We start from the raw sequence: 23249 nt of genomic DNA, 5'->3' as shown, positions 1-23249 counted from the left end.
TGTGCGGCGTCGTACGCGCCCCCGGGCCCGGGGGAGTGGGGGAGGGATCTGCGGCCGGAAGCGGCTCAGCCGGCGCGGCGCAGCGCCTCGGTGAGGCGGGCCGCGGCGTCGATGACGGCCTGGGCGTGCATCCGGCCCGGGTGGCGGGTCAGGCGCTCGATCGGCCCGGAGACCGACACGGCGGCCACCACGCGGTTCGACGGCCCGCGCACCGGCGCCGAGACGGACGCCACACCGGGCTCCCGCTCGCCGATCGACTGCGCCCAGCCGCGGCGCCGCACGCCCGACAGGGCCGTCGCCGTGAAGCGCGCGCCCTGCAGGCCGCGGTGGAGCCGCTCCGGCTCCTCCCAGGCCATGAGGATCTGCGCGGCCGAGCCGGCCTTCATCGGGAGCGTGGAGCCCACCGGGACGGTGTCCCTGAGGCCCGACAGCCGCTCCGCGGCCGCCACGCAGATGCGCATGTCCCCCTGCCGGCGGTAGAGCTGTGCGCTCTCGCCGGTCACGTCGCGCAGGTGGGTCAGTACCGGTCCCGCCGTGGCCAGCAGGCGGTCCTCGCCGGCCGCGGCGGCGAGCTCCGCCAGCCGCGGTCCGAGGATGAACCGGCCCTGCATGTCCCTCGCCACCATCCGGTGGTGTTCCAGTGCCACGGCCAGGCGATGTGCCGTGGGTCGTGCGAGCCCTGTCGCCGCGACCAGCCCGGCGAGGGTGGCCGGACCGGACTCCAGTGCGCTCAATACCAGAGCTGCCTTGTCGAGAACGCCGACGCCGCTAGAGTTGTCCATGAAACGATATTCACGTCTCACACTGTGAAACGCAAGTTCAATTTTTCCAAGAACAAGCGAGTCTGTATGTGCGGGTCCACGAACCACTGGGTCCGAGGCCGTCGTCCGGCACGTGGGGTACCGGCGATCAGCCGCACCAGATCTCTATGAAGCGCCGGCCCCACCGGCCGGCCGGAGGGAAAGCGATGGGTAGGACACTCGCGGAGAAGGTCTGGGACGACCACGTCGTCCGGCGCGCCGAGGGCGAGCCCGACCTCCTCTTCATCGATCTGCACCTGCTGCACGAGGTGACCAGCCCCCAGGCCTTCGACGGTCTGCGCCAGGCCGGCCGCAAGGTCCGCCGTCTCGACCTCACCATCGCGACCGAGGACCACAACACCCCCACCCTCGACATCGACAAGCCGATCGCGGACCCGGTCTCCCGGGCCCAGCTGGAGACCCTGCGCAAGAACTGCGCCGAGTTCGGCGTGCGCCTGCACCCGCTGGGCGACGTCGAGCAGGGCGTCGTCCACGTGGTGGGACCGCAGCTGGGCCTGACCCAGCCGGGCACCACCGTGGTCTGCGGCGACTCGCACACCTCGACGCACGGCGCCTTCGGCGCGCTGGCCTTCGGCATCGGCACCAGCCAGGTCGAGCACGTCCTGGCCACGCAGACGCTGCCGCTGGCCCGCCCCAAGACGATGGCGATCACCGTCACGGGCGAGCTGCCGGAGGGCGTCACCGCCAAGGACCTGATCCTGGCGATCATCGCCAAGATCGGCACCGGCGGCGGCCAGGGCTACGTCCTGGAGTACCGCGGCGAAGCCATCGAGAAGCTCTCGATGGAGGCCCGGATGACCATCTGCAACATGTCGATCGAGGCCGGCGCCCGGGCCGGCATGATCGCTCCCGACCAGACCACCTTCGACTACCTGCAGGGCCGCGACCACGCCCCGCAGGGCGAGGACTGGGACGCGGCGGTCGCGTACTGGAAGACGCTGCGCACCGACGAGGATGCGGTCTTCGACGCCGAGGTCGTCATCGACGGCGCCTCCCTGGCGCCGTTCGTCACCTGGGGCACCAACCCGGGCCAGGGCGCGCCGCTGTCCGCCAGCGTCCCCGACCCCGCTTCGTACGAGGACGCCTCGGAGCGCCTCGCCGCCGAAAAGGCCCTGGAGTACATGGGGTTGACCGCCGGGCAGCCGCTGCGCGACATCAAGGTCGACACCGTCTTCGTAGGTTCCTGCACCAACGGCCGGATCGAGGACCTGCGCGCCGTCGCCGGCGTCATCAAGGGCCGCAAAGTCGCCGACGGCGTGCGGATGCTGGTCGTCCCCGGCTCGGTCCGGGTCGCCCTGCAGGCCGTCGAGGAGGGCCTGGACCGGGTCTTCAAGGAGGCCGGCGCCGAGTGGCGGCACGCGGGCTGCTCCATGTGCCTGGGCATGAACCCCGACCAACTGGCCCCCGGCGAGCGCTCCGCGTCCACCTCCAACCGCAATTTCGAGGGCCGGCAGGGCAAGGGCGGCCGGACGCACCTGGTCTCCCCGCCGGTGGCCGCCGCCACCGCGGTGCTGGGCCATCTGGCCTCGCCCGCCGACCTGTCCGACGTCCCCGCCACCGCCACCGCCGGAGTCTGAACATGGAAGCCTTCACCACCCACACCGGCCGGGCCGTACCGCTGCGCCGCAGCAACGTCGACACCGACCAGATCATCCCGGCCCACTGGCTGAAGAAGATCACCCGCGACGGTTTCGAGGACGGGCTCTTCGAGGCCTGGCGCAAGGACCCCGAGTTCATCACGAACCGCCCGGAGCGCGCGGGCGCGACGGTGCTGGTCGCCGGCCCCGACTTCGGCACCGGATCCTCGCGCGAGCACGCCGTGTGGGCCCTGCAGAACTACGGATTCAAGGCGGTCATCTCCTCCCGCTTCGCCGACATCTTCCGCGGCAACTCGCTGAAGAACGGCCTGCTCACGGTGGTCCTGCCGCAGGAGACCGTCGACCGGATCTGGGAGCTGACCGAGGCCGACCCCACCGCCGAGGTGACGGTCGACCTGGTCGCCCGGCAGGTCCGTGCAGCGGGAATCGAGGCCGAGTTCGAGCTCGACGACAACGCGCGCTGGCGTCTGCTGGAGGGACTGGACGACATCTCGCTCACCCTTCAGAACGAAGCCGACATCGCCGCGTACGAAAGCGCGCGCCCCGCCTTCAAGCCGCGCACGATTCGGGCCTGATTCCAGCCTGATCAGCGCTTATTCACCTTCGGGTGATCACGTGAAGAACACTGTGCCCCTCGCCTTCCGGCGGGGGGCACAGCTGTGTGTTGAGGCCCCGTGGGGCGACAACTCGCCCCAGATGGCACAATCTGTGCATGGAACGCGACAGTCAACTTGAGCTCTACGAACTCGTCGCGGACCGGTTGAAAGAAGCACACACACGGGTGCGCACACTGCAAGTCCCGGAGGCGGTAAGGATGGCGCTGTCCCGGAAGCTGTTGGTCGTCACGGCCGCGGCGAAGCACGATCTCGCCGATGCGGCAAGGCGCCTGGACAGGTTGATGAAGGACCTCGACGAGGGTCGATTCCCTGAAGGCGACTGATGCGAAGGAACTCCGCAACGGGCACTTCCGTTGCGGCACTAGGGTGATTAGCCCGTTTCGTGTTTGATTTGCGGTATATATCCGCCTAACGTGCGAAATAAGCTTGAACACATTCGTTCTGGCGAAGTCTCCGAAGGGGAAGACGTGAACAAGGCGCAGCTCGTAGAAGCGATTGCCGACAAGCTGGGCGGCCGCCAGCAGGCCGCTGACGCTGTCGACGCGGTACTGGACGCCATGGTCCGCGCGGTCGTCGCGGGCGACCGGGTCTCGGTCACGGGCTTCGGCTCGTTCGAGAAGGTCGACCGGCCGGCCCGCTACGCCCGCAACCCGCAGACGGGTGAGCGCGTCCGGGTCAAGAAGACCTCGGTTCCCCGCTTCCGCGCGGGCCAGGGCTTCAAGGACCTGGTCAGCGGCACCAAGAAGCTCCCCAAGGGCGAGGAGATCGCCGTCAAGAAGGCCCCCAAGGGCAGCCTGATGGCGGCGGCCGCCGCCGGCATCAGCAGCCGCAGCACGATCAAGAAGGCCGCGGCGAAGAAGACGACCACCGCGAAGAAGACCACCGCCAAGAAGGCGACGCCGGCCGCCGCGAAGAAGACGACCGGCGCGGCGAAGAAGACGACCGCGGCGGCGACCAAGAAGAGCGCGGCGGCGAAGAAGACGACCCCGGCGGCCGCGAAGAAGGCCACCACGGCGAAGAAGGCCGCTCCCGCCAAGAAGACGGCCACCGCCAAGAAGACGGCGCCCGCCACCAAGGCCGTCGCGAAGAAGGCCCCCGCCAAGAAGGCCGCCGCGCGCTCGACCGCCACCAAGAAGACCACCACCGCGAAGAAGACCACCGCCCGCAAGAAGTAGGGCGCACGGTCACACACGCCGGGCCGGCTTCCCCCTGGGGGAGGCCGGCCCGCGGTGCGTTTTCGCAGGTGAGCGGCTCAGAACGTCTGCAGCGTGACCAGGGTGATCCGCAGGCCGGCGCCCTCGCCCTCGGTCTCGATCCGCACCCGCTGGCCGGGGCGCAGCAGCCGCAGCCCGCCCGCGTCGAACGCCGCCGCCTCGAAGGGCACGGGGGTGCCGTCGTCGAGCAGCACACTGCCGCTTCGGGTCCGGGAGTCGTACGTGTACGCGGTCGCCTGCATACGGGAACTGTATCGGGCCGTGTGGGGGCCGACGCCGAGGGAGAGGGCCGTGCGCAGATCCGCCCCGGTGTCCACGTCCCGGCGCACGCTGTCCACCCCCGCCAGCGCGATTTCCGACGCCCCGGACGCGGAATGCCGGGCCCGCGACGGGCCCCCGAACGAGGGTGCCAATTCCGACTCCGGACCCGCGGAAAGCAGCGTCGTACCGATTCCCGCCGCATCCGCCAGAAATGCCCGGGGAAATACCGATGCGGCTTCGAGCACGCGTAGCAATTCCCGCGGGCGCAGAGCGGGGAGATCCGCGTTCATCGCCGCGACGGCCGCCCCCGGCCGGGCCGCCCGTATCCGCCGGGCCCCGTGGGCGAGCGCCGCGTTGAGACCCGCCGCCGGGGCGTCCGGCACGATCCGCGCCCCCAGCCGGGCCAGTTCCGCCCCGGCCGCCGCGTCGTCCGTGACGACCACCACATCCCGCACCGCCGTGCAGGCCAGCGCGCCCGCCACCGTGTCCTGCGCGAACGCCAGGGCCAGGCCCGCCCGGGAGGCGCCCACGGCCGCCGCGAGCCGGCTCTTGGCCACCGCCAGGGGCTTGAGCGGGATCACCAGGCTCCAGACGGCGTTCGTGGCGGACCCCTTCCCTCCGGTGCCCTGCGGCACGTGCCCGGACCACGGCCGGGTCATGGCCTGGTCATGCGTCGGCCCATTGTCACCCGCGCCCGGGCAACCCGGAGGTCCGGCGGCCGGAGCGGGGCGTACGGTGTTCTCGACAGACTCCGGACCTGACGCCACACTTGTCCGGCCGACGAGGTGCCCAAGCCGCGCACCGGTCATAGAGGAAGGTGTTCCAGTGTCCCGCCGCAGAATCGGCTTCTGGTACCGCCTGGCGGCGGTCATTGCAAAACCGCCGCTGGTGGTGCTCTTCAAGCGGGACTGGCGGGGAGCGGAGCACATGCCGGCCGACGGCGGGTTCATCACCGTCGTCAACCACAACTCGTACCTGGACCCGCTGTCCTACGCGCACTTCCAGTACAACACCGGCCGGGTGCCCCGCTTCCTCGCGAAGGCCGCCCTGTTCAAGGTGCCCTTCGTCGGTGCGATCCTGCACGGCTCCGGCCAGATCCCCGTCTACCGCGAGACCACCAACGCCCTGGACGCGTTCCGGGCCGCCGTGGACGCGATCCAGCGCGGGGAATGCGTGGCCTTCTACCCGGAGGGCACCCTCACCCGCGACCCCGAGGTCTGGCCGATGGCCGGCAAGACCGGTGCGGCCCGCGTCGCGCTGATGACCAGGGCGCCGGTCGTCCCGGTGGCCCAGTGGGGCGCCAACCTCGTGATGCCGCCCTACGCCAAGGAGAACAAGGTCCGGCTCTTCCCCCGCAAGACCCTCCAGGTGCTCGCGGGACCGCCGGTCGACCTCTCCGCGTACTACGACCGGGAGCCCACCCCGGACGTGCTCAAGGAAGTCACCGAGATCATCATGGCGGCCATCACCGCGCTGCTGGAGGAGCTGCGCGGCGAGAAGGCGCCCGAGACGCCCTACGACCACCGCAAGGCCCGGGCGGAGCAGCGGCGCAAGGCCGCGGGGGAGGACCGCAAGTGACACGTCCCGTGAAGGCGGCCGTCTTCTCGGCGGGCTCCTGGGGTACCGCCTTCGGCATGGTGCTGGCCGACGCCGGCTGCGAGGTGGTCCTGTGGGCACGCCGCCCGGAGGTCGCCGACGCCATCAACACCGGCCGGACCAACCCGGACTACTTCCCCGGTGTGGAGCTCCCGGCGAACCTGCGCGCCACCACCGATCCGGCCGAGGCCGCCCGCGGCGCCGACCTCACCGTGCTCTCGATCCCCTCCCAGACCCTGCGCGGCAACCTCGCCGAGTGGGCCCCGCTGCTCGAGCCCGACACCGTCCTCGTCTCCCTGATGAAGGGCATCGAACTCGGCAGCGCCAAGCGGATGAGCGAGGTGATCGAGGAGGTCGCGAAGGTCCCCGCCTCCCGCGTCGCCGTGGTCACCGGCCCGAACCTGGCCCGCGAGATCGTCGCCAGGCAGCCCGCCGCCGCGGTCGTGGCCTGCGCCGACGAAGCGGTCGCCCAGCGCCTCCAGGCGGCCTGCCACACCCCGTACTTCCGCCCGTACACGAGCACCGACGTCATCGGCTGCGAGCTCGGCGGCGCCGTGAAGAACGTCATCGGCCTCGCCGTCGGCATCGCGGACGGCATGGGCCTCGGCGACAACACCAAGGGCTCCCTCATCACCCGAGGGCTGGCCGAGGCGACCCGGCTGGGCCTGGCGATGGGCGCCGACCCGCTCACCTTCTCGGGCCTCGCCGGCCTCGGCGACCTGGTCGCCACCTGCTCCTCGCCGCTCTCCCGGAACCACACCTTCGGCACCAACCTGGGCCGCGGGATGACCCTGGAGGAGACCATCGCGGTCACCAAGCAGACCGCCGAGGGCGTCAAGTCGTGCCAGTCGGTGGCCGATCTGGCGCGCCGCCACGGGGTCGACATGCCGATCACCGACACGGTCGTCGACATCGTCCACCACGGCAAGCCCCCGCTGGTCGCGCTGAAGGAACTCATGGCGCGCAGCGCCAAACCGGAACGGCGCTGACTCCTTTCCGGACGTCTGAGCGGGTACTCTCGTGGCGATATGAGCAGCGAGAACCTCCCCCAGTCCCCGGAGCAGCAGGGGCGCAAGCCCCGCGTGGCCGTCGTGTTCGGCGGCCGCAGCTCGGAACACGCCATCTCGGTCGTCACGGCGGGCGCCGTGCTGCGCGCCATCGACCGCTCCAAGTACGAGGTGCTGCCCATCGGCATCACCACGGACGGACGGTGGGCGCTGACCGCCGACGAGCCCGAGCGGATGGCCATCGCCGACCGCAGGCTCCCGAGCGTCGAGGAGCTCGCGGACTCCGCGGAGGGCGCCGTCGTGCTCTCCGTCGATCCCGCGAGCCGCGAGGTCGTCTACACCGAGCCGGGGGCCGTTCCCAAGGCCCTGGGCGACGTCGACGTCGTCTTCCCGATGCTGCACGGCCCGTACGGCGAGGACGGCACCCTCCAGGGCCTGCTGGAGCTCTCCGGCGTGCCGTACGTGGGCTCCGGCGTACTCGCCTCGGCCGTCGGCCAGGACAAGGAGTACATGAAGCGCGTCTTCACCTCCTTCGGCCTGCCCGTGGGCCCCTACCTGACCGTCCGCCCGCGCGAGTGGGACGCCGACCGGGACGCCGCCAAGGGCCGGATCCTGGACTTCGCCGCCGAACACGGCTGGCCGCTGTTCGTCAAGCCCGCCCGGGCCGGGTCCTCCATCGGCATCACCAAGGTCGACGACGTCTCCGGCCTGGACGCCGCCCTCGACGAGGCCAGGCGCCACGACCCGAAGGTCATCGTGGAGGCGCTGCTGCGCGGCCGCGAGGTCGAGTGCGGCGTGCTGGAGTTCGAGGACGGCCCGCGCGCCAGCGTGCCCGCCGAGATCCCGCCGGTCTCCAGCCACGACTTCTACGACTTCGAGGCGAAGTACATCGACTCGGCCTCCGGCATCGTGCCCGCCCCGCTCACCGCGGAGCAGACCGCCGAGGTGCAGCGGCTCGCCGTCGAGGCCTTCGAGGCCGCGTCCTGCGAGGGCCTGGTGCGCGCCGACTTCTTCCTCACCGAGGACGGCACCTTCGTGATCAACGAGATCAACACCATGCCCGGGTTCACGCCGATCTCGATGTACCCGCGGATGTGGCAGGAGTCGGGCGTCTCCTACCCGGAGCTGGTGGACCGCCTGATCCAGGCGGCCCTGCGCCGCTCCACCGGACTGCGCTAGCGCGGACCGCAGCGCGCCCGCCCGCACGCCGACCGCCCGCCGGGAATCCCGGCGGGCGGTCGGCGCGAGAGCAGGGGGGCGTCCGGGGCGTCAGTACGAAGCGATCCCCTCGGGGACCGTCCTGGCGATCGCGGCGGAGAGCCCGACCAGCATCCCCGCGTCCATGGCATGCTCCTTGTCGACCCGGACCTCCGTGTAGGCCAGCCGCAAACCGGTGGTGAAGCGGAAGGACCCGTCGTCGAGCTTTTCCAGCAGCCACGCCACGTCGTTCACGTGCACGCCCTCCTGCTTCGGATCGCGCATCTTGGCGGGCTGGGGGATGCCGCACCGCAGTACGATCGCCGAGCCGCCCCACGCGGCGGTCAGATCGGACTGTGGCTCGGCGGGACTGCGCGCCAGGCCGGCCACCGTCCCCGGGAGCTCCTTGTGCAGCGCTGCACAGTAGCCCGCGACATCGGACGGCGGCGGGGGCGGCGGCTCCACGCGGGCCTCGCCGCCGCCGGCGGAGCAGCCGGCGAGGGCCGCCGCGGCGGCCAGGGCGGGCAGCAGGGCGGGCACACGGAGGGGCCGGCGGTGCAGTGACATCACCGGCCAAGAGTAGACGGGGGCTACAGATGGACCACCGGGCAGGTCAGGGTGCGGGTGATGCCCTCCACCTGCTGGACCTTGGCGACGACCATGCGGCCGAGCTCGTCCACGGTGTCGGCCTGGGCGCGCACGATCACGTCGTAGGGGCCCGTCACGTCCTCCGCCTGGATCACCCCCGGGATCTGGCTGATGGACTCGGCGACGAACGACGCCTTGCCCACCTCGGTCTGGATGAGGATGTACGCCTGTACCACGGAACCTCCAGGGCGGCCACGAGGATCGAGTCCCCTAACCTCAGGGTGGGCCCGCGGAGAGCGGGCGGGCCCGGGGAAGAAGGGACGCCACGGTACCGCGTTGCCGTGCACCAGCGGGAGACCCGGGTGTGCGGCGCCACGCACAGCGGGGCGTACGAAGAGCAGAAGTTGACGTATCTGTTGACGGTACCCAGAGCTGTGACGGCTCGCGACCGCAAGCGGACTGGGCAAGAAGGGGCACAGCGATGAAGGGCACTGTGGGCGAGCTGGGGGAGTTCGGGCTCATTCGGGAGCTCACCTCACGGCTCACCACCACCCCGGCGGTCCGGCTCGGACCCGGTGACGACGCCGCAGTGGTGTCCGCCCCCGACCGGAGGGTCGTGGCGAGCACGGACATCCTGCTGGAGGGCCGGCACTTCAGGCGCGACTGGTCCACGGCCTACGACGTCGGCCGCAAGGCCGCCGCGCAGAACCTCGCCGACATCGCCGCCATGGGCGCGGTGCCGACCGCGCTGCTGCTCGGCCTCGTCGTCCCGGCGGAACTGCCGGTGACCTGGCCCACCGAGCTGATGGACGGGCTGCGCGACGAGTGCCAGGTCGCCGGCGCCGCCGTGGTCGGCGGCGACGTCGTCCGCGGGGACACCATCACCGTCTCCATCACCGCCCTCGGCGACCTGCGCAACCACGAGCCCGTGCTGCGCTCCGGCGCCCAGCCCGGGGACGTCGTGGCCGTCACCGGCTGGCTCGGCTGGTCCGCGGCCGGATACGCGGTGCTCTCGCGCGGCTTCCGCTCGCCGCGGGCCTTCGTCGAGGCGCACCGCCGCCCCGAGCCGCCCTACCACGCCGGCCCCGCGGCCGCCGGACTCGGCGCCACCGCCATGACCGACGTCAGCGACGGCCTGATCGCCGACCTCGGCCACATCGCCGAGGCCAGCAAGGTCCGCATCGACCTGCGCTCGGCCGCCGTGGACATCCCCACGCAGATGTACGACATCGGCCAGGCCGTGGGCGTCGACCCCTTGCAGTGGGTGCTCACCGGAGGGGAAGACCACGCCATCGTGGCGACCTTCCCGCCCGACGTGAAGCTGCCCGCCCGGTGGAAGGTCATCGGGGAGGTGCTGAACCGGTCCGCGCTGCCCCAGGTGACCGTGGACGGCGCGCCCTGGACGAGCACGGGCGGCTGGGACCACTTCGGTTCCGACCCGTCCCCGGAGGAGACCCCGAGATGAGCGGCGCGCCGCCGCTGTGCCTGACCGTGGCCGGATCCGACTCCGGAGGCGGCGCCGGCATCCAGGCCGACCTCAAGACCATGCTGGCGCTCGGCGTGCACGGGATGAGCGTGGTCACCGCCGTGACCGCGCAGAACTCCCTCGGCGTCCACGGTGTCTGGGAGCTGCCCGCGGAGGCCGTCTCGGCCCAGTACCGGGCCGTGGCCGAGGACATCGGCGTCCAGGCGGTCAAGACCGGCATGCTGTCCTCCGCGGCGCTCGTGGAGACCGTGGCCGGGCTGCTCGCCGCCACGGACGCCCCGGCCGTCGTCGACCCGGTCGGGGTCTCCAAGCACGGGGACGCGCTGCTCGCCGCCTCGGCGCTGGAGGCCGTACGCACGCAGCTGCTGCCGCGCGCCACCGTGGCCACCCCCAACCTGGACGAGGTGACGCAGCTCACGGGCGTGGTGGTGGAGAGCGAGGACGACATGCAGCGGGCCGCCGAGGCGGTCCTCGCCTTCGGGCCCGAGTGGGCGCTGATCAAGGGCGGGCACCTGGCCGCCCACGGGGACGAGGCCGCCGACCTGCTGACCGACGGCGACACCCGGCTGTGGCTGCGGGCGCCCCGGCACGACAACCGGCACACCCACGGCACCGGCTGCACCCTCGCCAGCGCGATTGCGGCCGGGCTCGCCAAGGGGCAGGACGTGCCGCAGGCCGTCATGCAGGCGAAGGAATACGTCACCGGGGCCATCGCGGCCGGCTTCGCGCTCGGCGGCGGCATCGGCCCGGTCGACCACGCCTGGCAGTGGCACCGCTGACACCGGCCGTACGACAGGAGGGCCGCCGCATCACGTCAGGAACGCGAAGCGGCGGCCCTCCTGCCGCATCCGCCGGATCCGGGAAAGGCAAAAGGCCGGTCCACCGAGGTGGACCGGCCTTCTTGGCAACCGGGAAGGGCTGCGCTACGACGACGGGACGCGTCAGCGCGAGACCTTGCCGGCCTTGATGCACGAGGTGCAGGCGTTGAGGCGCTTCGGCGTCCCACTGACCACGGCACGGACGCGCTGGATGTTCGGGTTCCAGCGACGGGACGTACGGCGGTGCGAGTGCGAGATGTTGTTGCCGAAGCCCGGCCCCTTGCCGCAAACGTCGCAGTTGGCAGCCACAGGTCACTCCAAAGACTTCAGATGCACTTACAGTGAAATCCGGCGCACCGGATCAGAGATCTGAAGTGGTTTGCCGGGGGAACAGCCCGACTCTCATCGGGCAACCGGAGCAGCATACAACGGCTGCTCCCGTCCAAGAAAACTACCATGGCTGCCGCCCGGCCCGCCCGCGGGCCCGGGACCCCGGCGGTCCTTCGTTACCCTGCGGTGAACCCTGGCCCGCACAAGGAGGAACGCCCGGTGCCGCACGAGCCGCAGCCGCAGCCCCTCGACGAGCTCGACGCCGAAGCGGTGCGCACCTGGAGCTCGCTGGCCCTGGCCGCACTCGGCCGCGCCCGCGAGGACATCGACGCCATCAACGTCTACCCCGTCGCGGACGCCGACACCGGCACCAACCTCTACCTCACCGCCGAGTCGGCGGACCGCGCCCTCGGCGCCGCCGGCGCCGCCTCCCTCGCCCAGGCGGTGCGGGCCTGGGCGCACGGCGCGCTCATAGGCGCCCGCGGCAACTCCGGGACCATCCTCGCCCAGCTGCTGCGCGGCGTCGCCGACGTCCTCGGCGACGACCCCGGCGGGCGCGGCCCGGGCCCCCTGCTCGCCACGGCGCTCGCCCGGGCCGCCCAGGAGGCCTACGAGGCCGTCGCCCACCCCGTCGAGGGCACCATGCTCACCGTCGCCGCCGCCGCGGCGAAGGCCGCGCAGAGCGCCGAGGCCGCCGCCGGGACCGCCGCGGACGTCGCCCGCGCCGCGTACGACGGCGCCCGCGCCGCCCTCGCCGCGACCCCGGGGCAGCTCGCCGAGCTGGGCAGGGCCGGGGTCGTCGACGCCGGGGGCTGCGGGCTGGTCGCCGTCCTCGGGGCGCTGTGGCAGGCGCTGTCGGGGCAGGAGCCCGCCGCCGAGGCGGTGCGCGGCCGGGCCGTGCCCGTACCGCAGCCGGCCCGGCCCTGCGACGCCGAGGAGCAGGCCGGGCCCGCGTACGAGGTGGTCTACCTGCTGGAGGCGGGCGAGCCGGCCGTGGCCCGGCTGCGCGAACGGCTCGACGGCCTCGGGGACTCCCTGGTCGTCGTCGGCGGCGACGGGCTGTGGAACGTCCACGTCCACGTCGACGACCCCGGAGCCGCCGTCGAGGCCGGCGTCGCCGCCGGCCGGCCCCACCGCATCCGCATCACGCACTTCGGGGACGAACGCCGCCGCGCGCGCGGCGAGCGGGTCCAGCGGGCCGTGGTCGCCGTGGTCCCCGGCGAGGGCCTGGCCGAGCTGTGCGCGGAGGCGGGCGCGACCACCGTCCTCGCCCGGCCCGGCCGGGCACCCGGCGCCGAGGCGCTCCTCGACGCCGTCCGGCGCGCCCACGCCCGCGAGGTGGTGCTGCTGCCCGGCGGCCCCGGCGAGCGGGCCGCCGCTGCCGCCGCGGCCGAACGGGCCCGCGCCGACGGGGTCCGGGTCGCGGTCATCCCCACCCGCTCCGCGGTCCAGGGCCTGGCCGCCCTCGCCGTCCACGACCCGGAGGGCAGCTTCGACGAGGACGTCGTCGCCATGACCGCCGCGGCCGGCGCCACCCGCTACGCGGAACTCGCCGTCGCCGAACGGCAGTCCTTCACCTCCGCCGGCATCTGCCAGGCCGGCGACGTGCTCGGCCTCATCGACGGCGACGTCGCCGTGATCGGCCGCGACCTCGCCGAGACCGCGCAGGCCGTCCTGGACCGGATGCTCGGCTCCGGCGGCGAACTGGTCACCCTCGTCCTCGGCCCCGACGCACCCGACCCGCTCGCCGCGCGCCTGGAGGCGTACGTCCAGAACGGCCACCTGGCGGTGGACACCGTCACCTACCGGGGCGGGCGCTACTGCGCGCCCCTGCTCATCGGGGTCGAATAGCCGCCTTGTCGGCGCCATGGTGTGCAATGAACACGTGCCCGCGCTCGACGAAGACCTCAAGAAGACGCTCGGCCCCGCCACCGCGAAGGTGCTGGCCGAGCAGCTCGGCCTGCACACGGTCGGCGACCTGCTGCACCACTACCCCCGCCGGTACGCCGAGCGCGGCGAGCTGACGTCGCTCGCCGACCTCGGCGACCAGCTCGACGAGCACGTGACGGTGGTCGCGCAGGTCGCCGACGCCCGGGTGCACACCTTCAACGGAGGGCGGGGCAGACGCCTGGAGGTGACCATCACGGACGGGTACGGCCGCCTCCAACTGGTCTTCTTCGGCTCCGGCGTGCACAAGCCGCACAAGGACCTGCTGCCGGGCAGCCGGGCGATGTTCGCCGGCAAGGTCGGGCGGTTCAACCACCGGCTCCAGCTCTCGCACCCCGCGTACGAACTGCTGGACGCCGACGCCGGAGCCTCGGCGGTCGACGCGTTCGCCAACCGGCTCATCCCGATCTACCCCGCCTGCGCCAAGCTGGAGAGCTGGAAGATCGCCAAAGCCGTGGACGCGGTACTGCCGAGCGCTCAGGAGGCCGCGGACCCCCTGCCGCCCGCACTGCGTGAGGGCCGGGGGCTGCTCGCCCTCCCCGAGGCCCTCCTGAAGGTCCACCGCCCGGGCACCAAGGCCGACGTCGCGCAGGCCCGCGACCGCCTCAAATGGGACGAGGCCTTCGTCCTCCAGGTCGCCCTGGCCCGCCGCCGGCACGCCGACTCCCAGCTGCCCGCCGTCCCCCGCCGCCCCGTCCCCGGCGGCCTGCTCGACGCCTTCGACGCCAAGCTGCCCTTCACCCTCACCGACGGCCAGCAGGCCGTCTCCCGCGAGATCTTCGCCGACCTCGCCGCCGACCACCCCATGCACCGCCTCCTGCAGGGCGAGGTCGGCTCGGGCAAGACCCTGGTGGCCCTGCGGGCGATGCTCGCCGTGGTGGACGCCGGCGGGCAGGCCGCGATGCTCGCGCCCACCGAGGTGCTCGCGCAGCAGCACCACCGGTCCGTCACCGAGATGATGGGCGAGCTCGCCGAGGGCGGCATGCTGGGCGGGGCCGAGCGGGCCACCAAGGTGGTGCTGCTCACCGGGTCCATGGGCACGGCCGCCCGCCGCCAGGCCCTGCTCGACCTGGTCACCGGCGAGGCCGGCATCGTGATCGGCACCCACGCCCTGATCGAGGACAAGGTGCAGTTCCACGACCTCGGCCTGGTCGTGGTGGACGAGCAGCACCGCTTCGGGGTCGAGCAGCGCGACGCCCTGCGCTCCAAGGGCAAGCAGCCGCCGCACCTGCTGGTGATGACCGCGACCCCGATCCCGCGCACGGTCGCGATGACGGTCTTCGGCGACCTGGAGACCTCCGTCCTCGACCAGCTGCCCGCCGGGCGCTCGCCGATCGCCACCCACGTGGTGCCCGCGAAGGACAAGCCGCACTTCCTCACCCGCGCCTGGGAGCGGGTCCGCGAGGAGGTGGACAAGGGCCACCAGGCGTACGTGGTCTGCCCCCGCATCGGCGACGAGGAGGACGAGAAGAAGGCCGCCAAGGCCGCGAAGTCCCTCGAGGACGAGGCCGAGAAGCGCCCGCCGCTCGCCGTCCTGGAGACCGCCGAGAAGCTGCGCACCGGGCCGCTGGCCGGGCTGGCGGTGGAGGTGCTGCACGGCAGGATGGACCCGGCCGACAAGGACGACGTCATGCGGCGGTTCGCCGCCGGCGAGGTCCAGGTGCTCGTCGCCACCACCGTCATCGAGGTCGGGGTGAACGTGCCCAACTCCACCGTCATGGTGATCATGGACGCGGACCGGTTCGGCGTCTCCCAGCTCCACCAGCTGCGCGGCCGCGTGGGCCGCGGCTCGGCCCCCGGCCTGTGCCTGCTGGTCAGCGAGATGCCCGAGGCCAGCCCGGCCCGGGCCCGGCTGGCCGCCGTGGCCGCGACCCTCGACGGGTTCGAGCTGTCCCGGATCGACCTGGAGCAGCGCCGCGAGGGCGACGTGCTCGGCCAGGCCCAGTCCGGTGTCCGCTCGTCCCTGCGCATGCTGGCCGTCATCGAGGACGAGGAGATCATCGCGCAGGCCCGCGAGGAGGCCGCCCGGACCGTCGCCGCCGACCCGGAGCTTGAGCACCTGCCCGCGCTGCGCACGGCCCTCGACGCCCTGCTGGACGACGAGCGCGAGCAGTACCTGGAGAAGGGCTGAGCACCGGCCCGGAAGGGCTGGGCGGCGCCGTCCGGCGCCCTGGACCTATCGTGGAACCCCGCAGCGGCCGGCGGTGCCCGGCAGCCGCCGCAGGAACCGCCGCATCCGGCCGCGGACCCGCCGCCCCACCCCCGACCGCCGTACCGAAGGACCCCAGATGACCCGCGTGATCGCCGGCAGCGCCGGCGGGCGACGGCTGGCCGTGCCCCCCGGCACCGGCACCCGTCCGACCTCCGACCGGATGCGCGAAGGGCTCTTCTCCACCTGGGAGTCGCTGCACGGCGTCGAAGGGGCCCGCGTGCTCGACCTGTACGCCGGCTCCGGCGCCGTGGGCCTGGAGGCCCTCTCGCGCGGCGCGGCGCACGCGCTGCTGGTGGAGACCGAGGCCAAGGCCGCCAAGGCGATCCGGGACAACATCAAGGCGCTCGGCCTGCCCGGAGCGGAGTTCCGCGCGGGCAAGGCGGAACAGGTCGTAGCCGTGCCGGCGGGGGAGCCGTACGACGTGGTCTTCCTGGACCCGCCGTACGCCGTCAGCCACGGCGATCTTGGCGAGATCCTCCTCACACTCCGCGCCAATGGCTGGCTCACCGACGATGCGCTCGTCACCGTGGAGCGCGGCACGAGGAGCGGGGCCTTCCCGTGGCCCGAGGGGTTCGAGCCGCTGCGCTCGCGCAAGTACGGCGAAGGCACCCTTTGGTACGGTCGCGCCGCCTTCACCAGCGAAGATTCATGATGCCCGCACCGGACACCAAGGGGACCAAGTTGCGCCGCGCCGTCTGTCCGGGGTCCTTCGATCCCATCCACAACGGTCACCTCGACATCATCGGACGCGCCTCCAGGCTCTATGACGTCGTCCACGTCGCCGTGATGATCAACCAGTCGAAGAAGGGCCTGTTCACCGTCGAGGAGCGGATCGAGCTGATCCGCGAGGCGACGGCGCACTACGGCAACGTCCAGGTGGAGTCCTTCCACGGACTGCTCGTCGACTTCTGCAAGCAGCGGGACATCCCGGCCATCGTCAAGGGCCTGCGCGCGGTCAGCGACTTCGACTACGAGCTCCAGATGGCCCAGATGAACATGGGCCTCTCGGGCGTCGAGACGCTGTTCGTGCCGACCATCCCCACCTACAGCTTCCTGTCCTCCTCCCTGGTCAAGGAGGTCGCCGCCTGGGGCGGCGACGTCTCGCACCTGCTGCCGCCGCACGTGCACGCGGCCCTGACCGCCCGGCTCGCCGAGCGCTGACCTGCTGACGGGGCGTCACCCGGTGTCCGGCGCCGCCCCGGTGCGCATACAGTCGTCCCGTCCGTCTCAGGAACCGCCCCGAGGCCGAGAGAGTGCGAGCCCCCATGGACGTGCAGAAGAAGCTCGACGAGATCGTCGCGGCCGTCGGCGGCGCCCGGTCCATGCCCATGTCGGCCTCCTGCGTCATCAACCGCGCCGAGCTGCTCGCGCAGCTCGAGGAGGTGCGCCAGGCCCTGCCCGGCTCCCTCGCGCAGGCGCAGGAGCTCATCGGCGGCCGCGACCGGATGGTCGAGGAGGCCCGCCGTGAGGCGGAGCGGATCATCGAGTCGGCCCACGCCCAGCGCGGCTCGCTGATCTCCGACACGGAGGTCGCGCGCCGCTCCCGGGACGAGGCCGACCGGATCCTGGCGGAGGCCCGCAGGGAGGCCGAGGAGATCCGCGCCCAGGCCGACGACTACGTCGACAGCAAGCTCGCGAACTTCGAGGTCGTCCTCACCAAGACCATCGGCTCGGTGGACCGCGGCCGCGAGAAGCTCCTGGGGCGCGGGCCGGGCCTGGACGAGCAGGGCTACCCGGACGCCGACGCGCCCGAGCGCAGCAGCGATCCCGAGACCCAGCGCCGGCAGGCCGACGCCTACGTGGACACCAAGCTGGCCACCTTCGAGGCGGTGCTCTCCAAGACCCTGGAGGCGGTCGGCCGCGGCCGGCAGAAGCTCCTGGGCCGGGTGCCGACCGACGACCTCGGGGCGCACATCGCGGCCCAGGACGCGGCCGGCGCCGCGCACTCCCGCTCGGCGAGCGACGCGGACTTCCTGGCGGGCCTCGCGGAGCCGGCGGAGCCCTTGGCCCCGGCCGCCCCCCTGATCCCGCAGCAGGCCCGGCCCGAGCCGGTCTACGACGCGTACGGCTACCCCCAGCAGCCGGCCGCCCACGACGGCTACCCGTACCAGGACGCGTACGGCTACCAGCAGCCGGTCCAGCAGGCCGCCCAGCAGCCGGACCCGTACGCGATGGGCTACGCCCAGCAGCCCGACCCGTACGCCGCCTACGCGCAGCAGGGGGCGCCCGAGGAGGGCGGCAGGCAGCAGCCCGCGCTCGACGAGACCAGCTTCTTCGACACGAGCATGATCAACCTGGACCAGCTGCGCCAGTACGAACAGGGCCGCTGATCCCGGATTGGGCTCAGAGCGGAGCGCCGGGTATCCTGGCTGTTCGGTCGCGCGTATGCGCCGCGATCCGTGCTGCCCTTGAGCGGCAGAAATCCCGATCTTCAGCGATCTGTGAAAGCAGGAACGGCCCTGAACACCCGCCTCGACCACCGCAACCCCCTCGTGTTCGACACGCACGAGCTGGGCCGGCGTCCTGGTGCCATGCAGCGGCTGTCCCGCGAGATCGCGGCACCGGCGGACCTCGGTCTCGCCGGCGTCATCGGAGTGCCGGAGGGCGCGCCGCTGAAGCTCGAGCTCCGCCTGGAGTCGGTCATGGAAGGGGTGCTCGTCACAGGCACCGTCCGTGCATCGGCCGAGGGGGAGTGCGTAAGGTGTCTGGAGGCCGTCGGGCGCGAGCTCACGGCGGACTTCCAGGAGATGTACTCGTACCCTGACGCCGACGACCGGGGCCGCCCCAAGGCGGAGCCGGCCGACGACGCCGAGGACGACGAGGACACGCTCTACCTTGAGGACGGCTTGTTCGACCTCGAACCCGTGCTGCGGGACGCGGTGGTGCTCGCACTGCCGCTGCAGCCGGTGTGCCGGGAGGACTGTCTCGGACTGTGCCCCGACTGCGGGACCAGCCTGAACGAGGACCCGGAGCACCACCACGACGCCGTCGACATCCGTTGGGCGGCTTTGCAGGAACTCGTCGTGACCGATCAGGACGGCGAGAAGGACAACATGAGCGGCACTGCATCTGACGACGTTCAGAGCGCCGCCGAGAAGCAGGAGAAGTAGCCGTGGCTGTTCCGAAGCGGAAGATGTCGCGCAGCAACACGCGCCACCGCCGGTCGCAGTGGAAGGCTGCGGTCCCCACCCTGGTTTCGTGTGAGCGTTGCCAGGAGCCGAAGCAGCAGCACATCGCGTGCCCGAGCTGCGGCACCTACAACAAGCGCCAGGTCCTCGAGGTCTGAGCGGCTGGTGAGAGGCGCAATGTCTGAGCTGTCCAACGCTGAGAAGCAGGCAGACAGTAACAACGCGGCCTCGTCCCACACGCTTCTGGAAGGGCGGCTCGGGTACCAACTCGAGTCCGCCCTTCTGGTGCGTGCGCTGACCCACCGTTCGTACGCGTACGAGAACGGCGGCCTGCCCACCAACGAGCGGCTGGAGTTCCTCGGGGACTCCGTGCTCGGCCTGGTGGTCACGGACACGCTGTACACGACCCACCCCGACCTTCCCGAGGGCCAGCTGGCCAAGCTCCGGGCCGCGGTGGTCAACTCGCGTGCGCTGGCGGAGGTGGGGCGCGGCCTCGACCTCGGCTCCTTCATCCGGCTCGGCCGGGGCGAAGAGGGCACGGGGGGCCGGGACAAGGCCTCCATCCTCGCCGACACCCTCGAAGCGGTGATCGGCGCGGTCTACCTCGACAAGGGCCTCGAAGCGGCCTCGGAGCTGGTGCACCGGCTCTTCGACCCGCTCATCGAGAAGTCCTCGAACCTCGGGGCCGGCCTGGACTGGAAGACCAGCCTCCAGGAGCTGACGGCGGCCGAAGGCCTCGGCGTGCCCGAATACCTGGTCACCGAGACCGGCCCGGACCACGAGAAGACCTTCACTGCTGCCGCCCGCGTCGGTGGTGTCTCGTACGGCACCGGCACCGGCCGCAGCAAGAAGGAAGCGGAACAGCAGGCGGCGGAGTCCGCGTGGCGCGGGATCCGCGCCGCGGCGGACCAGCGGAAGGCCGCGGAAGCGGCGTCCGCAGGCGCCGGCGACGCACCGGCCACGGCCGGGGACGGCGGGGCGCCGGCCTCCGTCGATCCGGCGCCCAAGGCCTGACGCGACGCTTCCTTGCCCTCGGGTACTCCCGCCCGCTCCCGCCACCGGCAGGGGCGGGCGGCCCCGTTTCCGGGCGGGGCCCCTGCCGCGGCGGACCGCCGGGTAGGCTCGCGGCAGAGGCGGATGCCCGCCGTTCGGGGCCCCGTCCGGGCGCCCGTCCGCATGTCGTGTCGCAGGAAGAGGAACACCGTGCCCGAGCTGCCCGAGGTCGAAGTGGTACGGCGCGGCCTGGAGCGCTGGGTGGCCGGGCGGACGATCGACGCCGTCGAGGTGCTGCACCCGCGCGCCGTACGCCGCCACCCCGCCGGCGGGGCCGACTTCGCGGCGCGGCTGGCCGGGCAGACCATCGGCGTCCCGCAGCGGCGCGGCAAGTACCTGTGGCTGCCGCTCCAGGGGCGGGAGCTGTCCGTCCTCGGCCACCTCGGGATGAGCGGCCAGCTGCTGGTCCAGCCCGAGGACGCCCCCGACGAGAAGCACCTGCGCATCCGCCTGCGGTTCAAGGACGGCGCCGGCACAGAGCTCCGCTTCGTCGACCAGCGCACCTTCGGCGGGCTCTCGCTCCACGAGGCCGCAGCCGACAGCGAGGACGGGCTGCCCGACGTCATCGCGCACATCGCGCGGGACCCGCTGGACCCCCTGTTCGACGAGGCCGTCTACCACCTCGCGCTGCGGGCCAAGCGGACCACCGTCAAGCGGGCCCTGCTGGACCAGTCCCTGATCAGCGGCGTCGGCAACATCTACGCCGACGAGGCGCTGTGGCGGTCCCGGCTGCACTACGAGCGCCCCACCGCCGGCCTGACGCGCGCCAAGAGCATCGAACTCCTCGGCCACGTCCGCGACGTGATGAACGCGGCCCTCGCCGTCGGCGGCACCAGCTTCGACAGCCTGTACGTCAACGTCAACGGCGAGTCCGGCTACTTCGACCGCTCGCTCGACGCCTACGGGCGCGAGGACGAGCCCTGCCGGCGCTGCGGCACCCCGATGCGGCGCCGGCCGTGGATGAACCGCTCCAGCTACTTCTGCCCGCGCTGTCAGCGGGCGCCGCGCGCGGCGTCGTAGGCCTCCCGGGCCGAGAGCACCTGCGGCATGCTGCCTTCCAGAAAGTGGATGAGGGCGAGCAGCCGGTCGGCGACCTCCATGCCGAGCGGGGTCAGCTCGTAGTCGACGCGCGGGGGGTTCGTCGGCTGGGCCTCGCGGCGGACGATGCCGTCGCGCTCCAGGGCGTGCAGGGTCTGCGAGAGCATCTTCTCGCTGACGCCGTCCACCTTGCGGCGCAGCTCGTTGAAGCGGCAGGAGCCGTCGCGCAGCGCCCCGACCGTGAGGCTGCCCCAGCGCCCGGTGACGTGCTCCAGCGTCGCCCGCGAGGGGCAGGCGCGTGCGAAGGCGTCGAACGGAAGGTCCGCCATCGGTTCCGCAGTGGTCTCCATGCGGCCAGCTTAGGGGTCGGAGGCGCTTGCCAAAAGGTTGCGCTTTCGTTCGGTAAGTGGATCAGAAGCCGAAGTCCTGGGTCCACCAGGGGCCGCCGTCGGCGACGTACACGCCGACGCCGAGGGTGCGGTACTCGCAGTTGAGGATGTTGGCCCTGTGGCCGGGGCTGTTCATCCACGCCTTCATGACGGCCTCGGCATCGCCCTGTCCGCGGGCGATGTTCTCGCCGCCGAGGCCGGCCAGGCCCGCCTTGGCGGCGCGGTCCCACGGGGTGTTCCCGTCGGGGTCGGTGTGGTCGAAGAAGCCGCGGAGGGCCATGTCCTTGCTGAAGGCCGCGGCCAGCGCCGCGAGCGGCGGGTTGGCCCGGACCGGGCCGCAGCCGGCCTGGGCGCGCTCCTGGTTGACCAGGGCCAGGACGGCGGCCTCCTCGGCCGAGTGCCCGTCGCCGGCGGCAGGCGCCGCCGGCTTGGGGGCCGTCGGCTTGGGGGCCGCCGGCTTGGGGGCGGCGGGCTTGGGCGCGGCGGGCTTGGGGGCCGCCGGCTTGGCGGCGGGCGGCTGGGGTGCGGCCGGCTTCGCAGCCGCGGCCTTGGGCTTCTCTGGCGTCGGGGCCGGGGCCGCCGCGGTGGGGGAGGCCGAGGGGCTCGGCGTGGCCGAAGGGGTGGGCGAGGCGGAAGGCGAGGGGGAGGCGGCGGCGTCGGCGGGCGCGGAGGCGCGGCCGGAGAGGTTGGGCAGGCCGCCCGGGCGGTTCTGGGTGACGGGCTCGGGGCGCGGGGTGGCCTTCGCCGCGGCCTGCGGCGGCCGCGCCTTGGCCGCCGAACCGGCCGCGCTGACGCCGACGTACGGGAACGAGGTGCCGACCGGCACCATGCCGGTGCTGACGGCCGCCGTGCCGAGGACCACCGCCACGCAGGCGCCCAGCAGGCCGGCGCGCACGGCGGTGCGGCGCTTGTCCCCGCGGCGCGGCGCGGCCTGGAGTCGGTGGCGTCCCATCGGCGCGGGCCTTCCTGACGAGCTGAAGATCATCCTTAACCCACCCAAATGGGTGAGTTCATTGGTCCGCGACTGTACGCCATGGGGCCCCGGGGGCGGTGTGCCGCCGAGCGGGCCCGCCCGTTAGCGTGCACGCATGAATGACGACGTCCGCCTGACCGCGTGGGTGCGCGGCCGTGTACAGCGCGTGGGCTTCCGCTGGTTCACCAGGGCCAATGCACTCGAGATCGGCGGGCTCCTCGGCTTCGCGCTCAACCTCGACGACGGGCGAGTACAGGTGGTGGCCGAGGGTCAACGTGAGAATTGCCACCGGCTGCTCGACTGGCTGCGCTCCGACGACACGCCCGGGAGGGTCGACGGAGTGACGGAAATCTGGGGGACGCCGCGCGGCGTCTACGACGACTTCGCGATCCGGTGACCGATCGGCTGATCATGTACTGATCACACCTGTCGGAGGCGCGCAGGGCGCCGGAACTGCACGTTCGCCCGCCGCGCGTTGCCGCGCACGGTCATCCGTGGAAGGCTCGGAAGCAAGGACGATCTCCGCGTCCTGCGCCGGACCCGGGCGGCCCGCCGATACGGGGCGTGATCGTGTTGACCGTCAAACTTTTTGGTGAGACGCTGGAAGCCCCGCGCACCCGAGCTGTTTGGCAGTGCTGGCAGAGTTAAGCGCAGTGACTGACAGTCGCTGCCGGACATCCGCGGGTGCGATTCCCTCACGACCCACACCGCTTCGGTCGGTCACTCAGTGTGGAGGACCATCCATCATGGCAAAGGCGCTTCTCGGTTACGTCGGCGGCTCCGACCCGCGACTCCTCGCCGAGATGCGACGGCTTCAGCAGCGCGTCCAAGACCTCGAGTCCGAGCTCGTACGGATTCAGTCCGAGAACGACGCGCTGAACGCGGCCGCCGCTCAGCACGGAGAGACGCTGCTGGACCGCATCGACATCGACGTACCCCAGGCGGAGCCTGCGCTCACCTGATCCGCTGATCCGCG

26 protein-coding genes and 1 pseudogene are annotated in these 23249 nt (G+C 72.5%); 20 read left to right on the top strand and 7 right to left on the bottom strand.

Features of this window, described 5'->3' with window-relative positions; translation table 11 throughout:
- Positions 1 to 65 precede the first annotated feature (65 nt).
- Positions 66 to 782 (bottom strand): IclR family transcriptional regulator NdgR, encoded by a 717-nt coding sequence (gene ndgR / locus AB0953_RS26190; protein WP_114054338.1) that lies wholly within the window; start codon positions 780 to 782, stop codon positions 66 to 68.
- A 185-nt stretch (positions 783 to 967) separates the two neighbouring features.
- Between ndgR and leuC the strand changes: the two genes are divergently transcribed.
- The 4 genes from leuC to AB0953_RS26170 all read left to right on the top strand — a co-directional run bounded on the left by leuC (position 968) and on the right by AB0953_RS26170 (position 4211).
- Entirely contained in the window at positions 968 to 2398 is a 1431-nt protein-coding gene (gene leuC, locus AB0953_RS26185) for a 3-isopropylmalate dehydratase large subunit (RefSeq protein WP_366862014.1), read from the top strand.
- Between the two features lie 2 nt (positions 2399 to 2400).
- On the top strand, positions 2401 to 2994 hold the full coding sequence (gene leuD / locus AB0953_RS26180) for a 3-isopropylmalate dehydratase small subunit (protein WP_366862013.1): 594 nt from the start codon (positions 2401 to 2403) through the stop codon (positions 2992 to 2994).
- Positions 2995 to 3131: 137 nt separating this feature from the next.
- The gene (locus tag AB0953_RS26175; RefSeq protein ID WP_362166723.1) at positions 3132 to 3359 is read left to right on the top strand and encodes a hypothetical protein; all 228 of its coding nucleotides are present in this window, start codon (positions 3132 to 3134) and stop codon (positions 3357 to 3359) included.
- A gap of 144 nt (positions 3360 to 3503) precedes the next feature.
- Positions 3504 to 4211: an HU family DNA-binding protein gene (locus AB0953_RS26170; RefSeq protein ID WP_366862012.1), complete on the top strand. Its 708-nt coding sequence runs from the start codon at positions 3504 to 3506 to the stop codon at positions 4209 to 4211.
- Positions 4212 to 4495: 284 nt separating this feature from the next.
- Here AB0953_RS26170 and cofC read toward each other — a convergent pair.
- Positions 4496 to 5170 (bottom strand): annotated as a pseudogene (gene cofC / locus AB0953_RS26165) (2-phospho-L-lactate guanylyltransferase); the annotation flags it as partial.
- Positions 5171 to 5336: 166 nt separating this feature from the next.
- On the opposite strand from cofC, the gene AB0953_RS26160 reads away from it, so the two are divergent.
- The 3 genes from AB0953_RS26160 to AB0953_RS26150 are packed head-to-tail and all read left to right on the top strand — an operon-like array spanning position 5337 to position 8293.
- On the top strand, positions 5337 to 6089 hold the full coding sequence (locus AB0953_RS26160; RefSeq protein WP_366862011.1) for a lysophospholipid acyltransferase family protein: 753 nt from the start codon (positions 5337 to 5339) through the stop codon (positions 6087 to 6089).
- The gene (locus AB0953_RS26155; protein WP_366862010.1) at positions 6086 to 7096 is read left to right on the top strand and encodes an NAD(P)H-dependent glycerol-3-phosphate dehydrogenase; all 1011 of its coding nucleotides are present in this window, start codon (positions 6086 to 6088) and stop codon (positions 7094 to 7096) included. The genes AB0953_RS26160 and AB0953_RS26155 overlap by 4 nt, the downstream gene beginning before the upstream one ends.
- 39 nt (positions 7097 to 7135) lie before the next feature.
- A complete protein-coding gene (locus AB0953_RS26150) occupies positions 7136 to 8293 on the top strand; it encodes a D-alanine--D-alanine ligase family protein (protein ID WP_366862009.1) in 1158 nt (385 codons plus the stop codon).
- A 90-nt stretch (positions 8294 to 8383) separates the two neighbouring features.
- Here the strand turns inward: AB0953_RS26150 and AB0953_RS26145 are convergent, their stop codons facing one another.
- Together AB0953_RS26145 and AB0953_RS26140 are read right to left on the bottom strand one after the other, a co-directional pair.
- A complete protein-coding gene (locus AB0953_RS26145) occupies positions 8384 to 8878 on the bottom strand; it encodes a DUF3515 family protein (RefSeq protein ID WP_366862008.1) in 495 nt (164 codons plus the stop codon).
- Between the two features lie 23 nt (positions 8879 to 8901).
- On the bottom strand, positions 8902 to 9135 hold the full coding sequence (locus tag AB0953_RS26140; RefSeq protein WP_030162831.1) for an Lrp/AsnC ligand binding domain-containing protein: 234 nt from the start codon (positions 9133 to 9135) through the stop codon (positions 8902 to 8904).
- Between the two features lie 245 nt (positions 9136 to 9380).
- Here AB0953_RS26140 and AB0953_RS26135 point away from each other — a divergent pair, with 245 nt between their 5' ends.
- Together AB0953_RS26135 and thiD are read left to right on the top strand one after the other, a co-directional pair.
- Positions 9381 to 10364 carry a thiamine-phosphate kinase gene (locus AB0953_RS26135; RefSeq protein ID WP_366862007.1) on the top strand — a complete coding sequence of 328 codons (984 nt, stop codon included), beginning with the start codon at positions 9381 to 9383 and terminating at the stop codon, positions 10362 to 10364.
- Positions 10361 to 11164, top strand: a complete 804-nt coding sequence (gene thiD, locus AB0953_RS26130; RefSeq protein WP_366862006.1) for a bifunctional hydroxymethylpyrimidine kinase/phosphomethylpyrimidine kinase — start codon at positions 10361 to 10363, stop codon at positions 11162 to 11164. Before AB0953_RS26135 ends, thiD begins: the two co-directional genes overlap by 4 nt.
- A 162-nt stretch (positions 11165 to 11326) precedes the next feature.
- Here the strand turns inward: thiD and rpmB are convergent, their stop codons facing one another.
- Complete coding sequence (gene rpmB / locus AB0953_RS26125; RefSeq protein ID WP_064070327.1) at positions 11327 to 11512, bottom strand: 50S ribosomal protein L28; 186 nt, start codon at positions 11510 to 11512, stop codon at positions 11327 to 11329.
- 147 nt (positions 11513 to 11659) lie between these two features.
- Here rpmB and AB0953_RS26120 point away from each other — a divergent pair, with 147 nt between their 5' ends.
- From AB0953_RS26120 to mutM, 9 genes are all read left to right on the top strand, one after another.
- Positions 11660 to 13384, top strand: coding sequence for a DAK2 domain-containing protein (locus tag AB0953_RS26120; protein ID WP_366862005.1), 1725 nt, complete (start codon positions 11660 to 11662; stop codon positions 13382 to 13384).
- Positions 13385 to 13400: 16 nt separating this feature from the next.
- Positions 13401 to 15611, top strand: coding sequence for an ATP-dependent DNA helicase RecG (recG, locus tag AB0953_RS26115; RefSeq protein ID WP_366862004.1), 2211 nt, complete (start codon positions 13401 to 13403; stop codon positions 15609 to 15611).
- Positions 15612 to 15768: 157 nt separating this feature from the next.
- Positions 15769 to 16344, top strand: a complete 576-nt coding sequence (rsmD, locus tag AB0953_RS26110) for a 16S rRNA (guanine(966)-N(2))-methyltransferase RsmD (protein WP_366862003.1) — start codon at positions 15769 to 15771, stop codon at positions 16342 to 16344.
- Positions 16345 to 16373: 29 nt separating this feature from the next.
- Positions 16374 to 16853 (top strand): pantetheine-phosphate adenylyltransferase, encoded by a 480-nt coding sequence (gene coaD, locus AB0953_RS26105; RefSeq protein WP_366862023.1) that lies wholly within the window; start codon positions 16374 to 16376, stop codon positions 16851 to 16853.
- Positions 16854 to 16957: 104 nt separating this feature from the next.
- On the top strand, positions 16958 to 18022 hold the full coding sequence (locus tag AB0953_RS26100; protein ID WP_366862002.1) for an ATP synthase F0 subunit B: 1065 nt from the start codon (positions 16958 to 16960) through the stop codon (positions 18020 to 18022).
- 111 nt (positions 18023 to 18133) lie between these two features.
- Positions 18134 to 18802, top strand: coding sequence for a DUF177 domain-containing protein (locus AB0953_RS26095; protein ID WP_366862001.1), 669 nt, complete (start codon positions 18134 to 18136; stop codon positions 18800 to 18802).
- Positions 18803 to 18804: 2 nt separating this feature from the next.
- Positions 18805 to 18978 carry a 50S ribosomal protein L32 gene (rpmF, locus tag AB0953_RS26090; RefSeq protein WP_026165248.1) on the top strand — a complete coding sequence of 58 codons (174 nt, stop codon included), beginning with the start codon at positions 18805 to 18807 and terminating at the stop codon, positions 18976 to 18978.
- A 19-nt stretch (positions 18979 to 18997) separates the two neighbouring features.
- Positions 18998 to 19834: a ribonuclease III gene (rnc, locus tag AB0953_RS26085; protein ID WP_366862000.1), complete on the top strand. Its 837-nt coding sequence runs from the start codon at positions 18998 to 19000 to the stop codon at positions 19832 to 19834.
- 189 nt (positions 19835 to 20023) lie between these two features.
- Positions 20024 to 20893, top strand: coding sequence for a bifunctional DNA-formamidopyrimidine glycosylase/DNA-(apurinic or apyrimidinic site) lyase (mutM, locus tag AB0953_RS26080; RefSeq protein WP_366861999.1), 870 nt, complete (start codon positions 20024 to 20026; stop codon positions 20891 to 20893).
- Here the strand turns inward: mutM and AB0953_RS26075 are convergent.
- Together AB0953_RS26075 and AB0953_RS26070 are read right to left on the bottom strand one after the other, a co-directional pair.
- Positions 20866 to 21261, bottom strand: coding sequence for a helix-turn-helix domain-containing protein (locus AB0953_RS26075; protein WP_366861998.1), 396 nt, complete (start codon positions 21259 to 21261; stop codon positions 20866 to 20868). The two genes, mutM and AB0953_RS26075, sit on opposite strands and share 28 nt — an antisense overlap.
- 61 nt (positions 21262 to 21322) lie before the next feature.
- The gene (locus AB0953_RS26070; RefSeq protein ID WP_366861997.1) at positions 21323 to 22252 is read right to left on the bottom strand and encodes a CAP domain-containing protein; all 930 of its coding nucleotides are present in this window, start codon (positions 22250 to 22252) and stop codon (positions 21323 to 21325) included.
- A gap of 136 nt (positions 22253 to 22388) precedes the next feature.
- Between AB0953_RS26070 and AB0953_RS26065 the strand changes: the two genes are divergently transcribed.
- Positions 22389 to 22670, top strand: coding sequence for an acylphosphatase (locus AB0953_RS26065; RefSeq protein ID WP_366861996.1), 282 nt, complete (start codon positions 22389 to 22391; stop codon positions 22668 to 22670).
- A 349-nt stretch (positions 22671 to 23019) separates the two neighbouring features.
- Positions 23020 to 23235, top strand: coding sequence for a hypothetical protein (locus AB0953_RS26060; RefSeq protein WP_361905666.1), 216 nt, complete (start codon positions 23020 to 23022; stop codon positions 23233 to 23235).
- Positions 23236 to 23249 lie beyond the last annotated feature (14 nt).

Origin of the sequence: Streptomyces sp. NPDC046866, from assembly GCF_040704625.1 — a bacterium.
Lineage (GTDB): Bacteria > Actinomycetota > Actinomycetes > Streptomycetales > Streptomycetaceae > Streptomyces.
This window is presented reverse-complemented; position numbering and strand designations above follow the sequence as displayed.

Bases quoted from the DNA above. Each gene is read 5' to 3' on its own strand.
- AB0953_RS26120 (WP_366862005.1), top strand. From the start codon at position 11,660: ATGGCTGCCGCCCGGCCCGCCCGCGGGCCCGGGACCCCGGCGGTCCTT.
- AB0953_RS26145 (WP_366862008.1), bottom strand. From the start codon at position 8,878: ATGTCACTGCACCGCCGGCCCCTCCGTGTGCCCGCCCTGCTGCCCGCC.
- rnc (WP_366862000.1), top strand. From the start codon at position 18,998: ATGTCTGAGCTGTCCAACGCTGAGAAGCAGGCAGACAGTAACAACGCG.
- thiD (WP_366862006.1), top strand. From the start codon at position 10,361: ATGAGCGGCGCGCCGCCGCTGTGCCTGACCGTGGCCGGATCCGACTCC.
- AB0953_RS26100 (WP_366862002.1), top strand. From the start codon at position 16,958: ATGGACGTGCAGAAGAAGCTCGACGAGATCGTCGCGGCCGTCGGCGGC.
- AB0953_RS26150 (WP_366862009.1), top strand. From the start codon at position 7,136: ATGAGCAGCGAGAACCTCCCCCAGTCCCCGGAGCAGCAGGGGCGCAAG.
- rsmD (WP_366862003.1), top strand. From the start codon at position 15,769: ATGACCCGCGTGATCGCCGGCAGCGCCGGCGGGCGACGGCTGGCCGTG.
- AB0953_RS26060 (WP_361905666.1), top strand. From the start codon at position 23,020: ATGGCAAAGGCGCTTCTCGGTTACGTCGGCGGCTCCGACCCGCGACTC.
- AB0953_RS26135 (WP_366862007.1), top strand. From the start codon at position 9,381: ATGAAGGGCACTGTGGGCGAGCTGGGGGAGTTCGGGCTCATTCGGGAG.
- AB0953_RS26070 (WP_366861997.1), bottom strand. From the start codon at position 22,252: ATGGGACGCCACCGACTCCAGGCCGCGCCGCGCCGCGGGGACAAGCGC.
- AB0953_RS26065 (WP_366861996.1), top strand. From the start codon at position 22,389: ATGAATGACGACGTCCGCCTGACCGCGTGGGTGCGCGGCCGTGTACAG.
- leuD (WP_366862013.1), top strand. From the start codon at position 2,401: ATGGAAGCCTTCACCACCCACACCGGCCGGGCCGTACCGCTGCGCCGC.
- recG (WP_366862004.1), top strand. From the start codon at position 13,401: ATGGTGTGCAATGAACACGTGCCCGCGCTCGACGAAGACCTCAAGAAG.
- ndgR (WP_114054338.1), bottom strand. From the start codon at position 782: ATGGACAACTCTAGCGGCGTCGGCGTTCTCGACAAGGCAGCTCTGGTA.
- leuC (WP_366862014.1), top strand. From the start codon at position 968: ATGGGTAGGACACTCGCGGAGAAGGTCTGGGACGACCACGTCGTCCGG.
- AB0953_RS26075 (WP_366861998.1), bottom strand. From the start codon at position 21,261: ATGGAGACCACTGCGGAACCGATGGCGGACCTTCCGTTCGACGCCTTC.
- AB0953_RS26175 (WP_362166723.1), top strand. From the start codon at position 3,132: ATGGAACGCGACAGTCAACTTGAGCTCTACGAACTCGTCGCGGACCGG.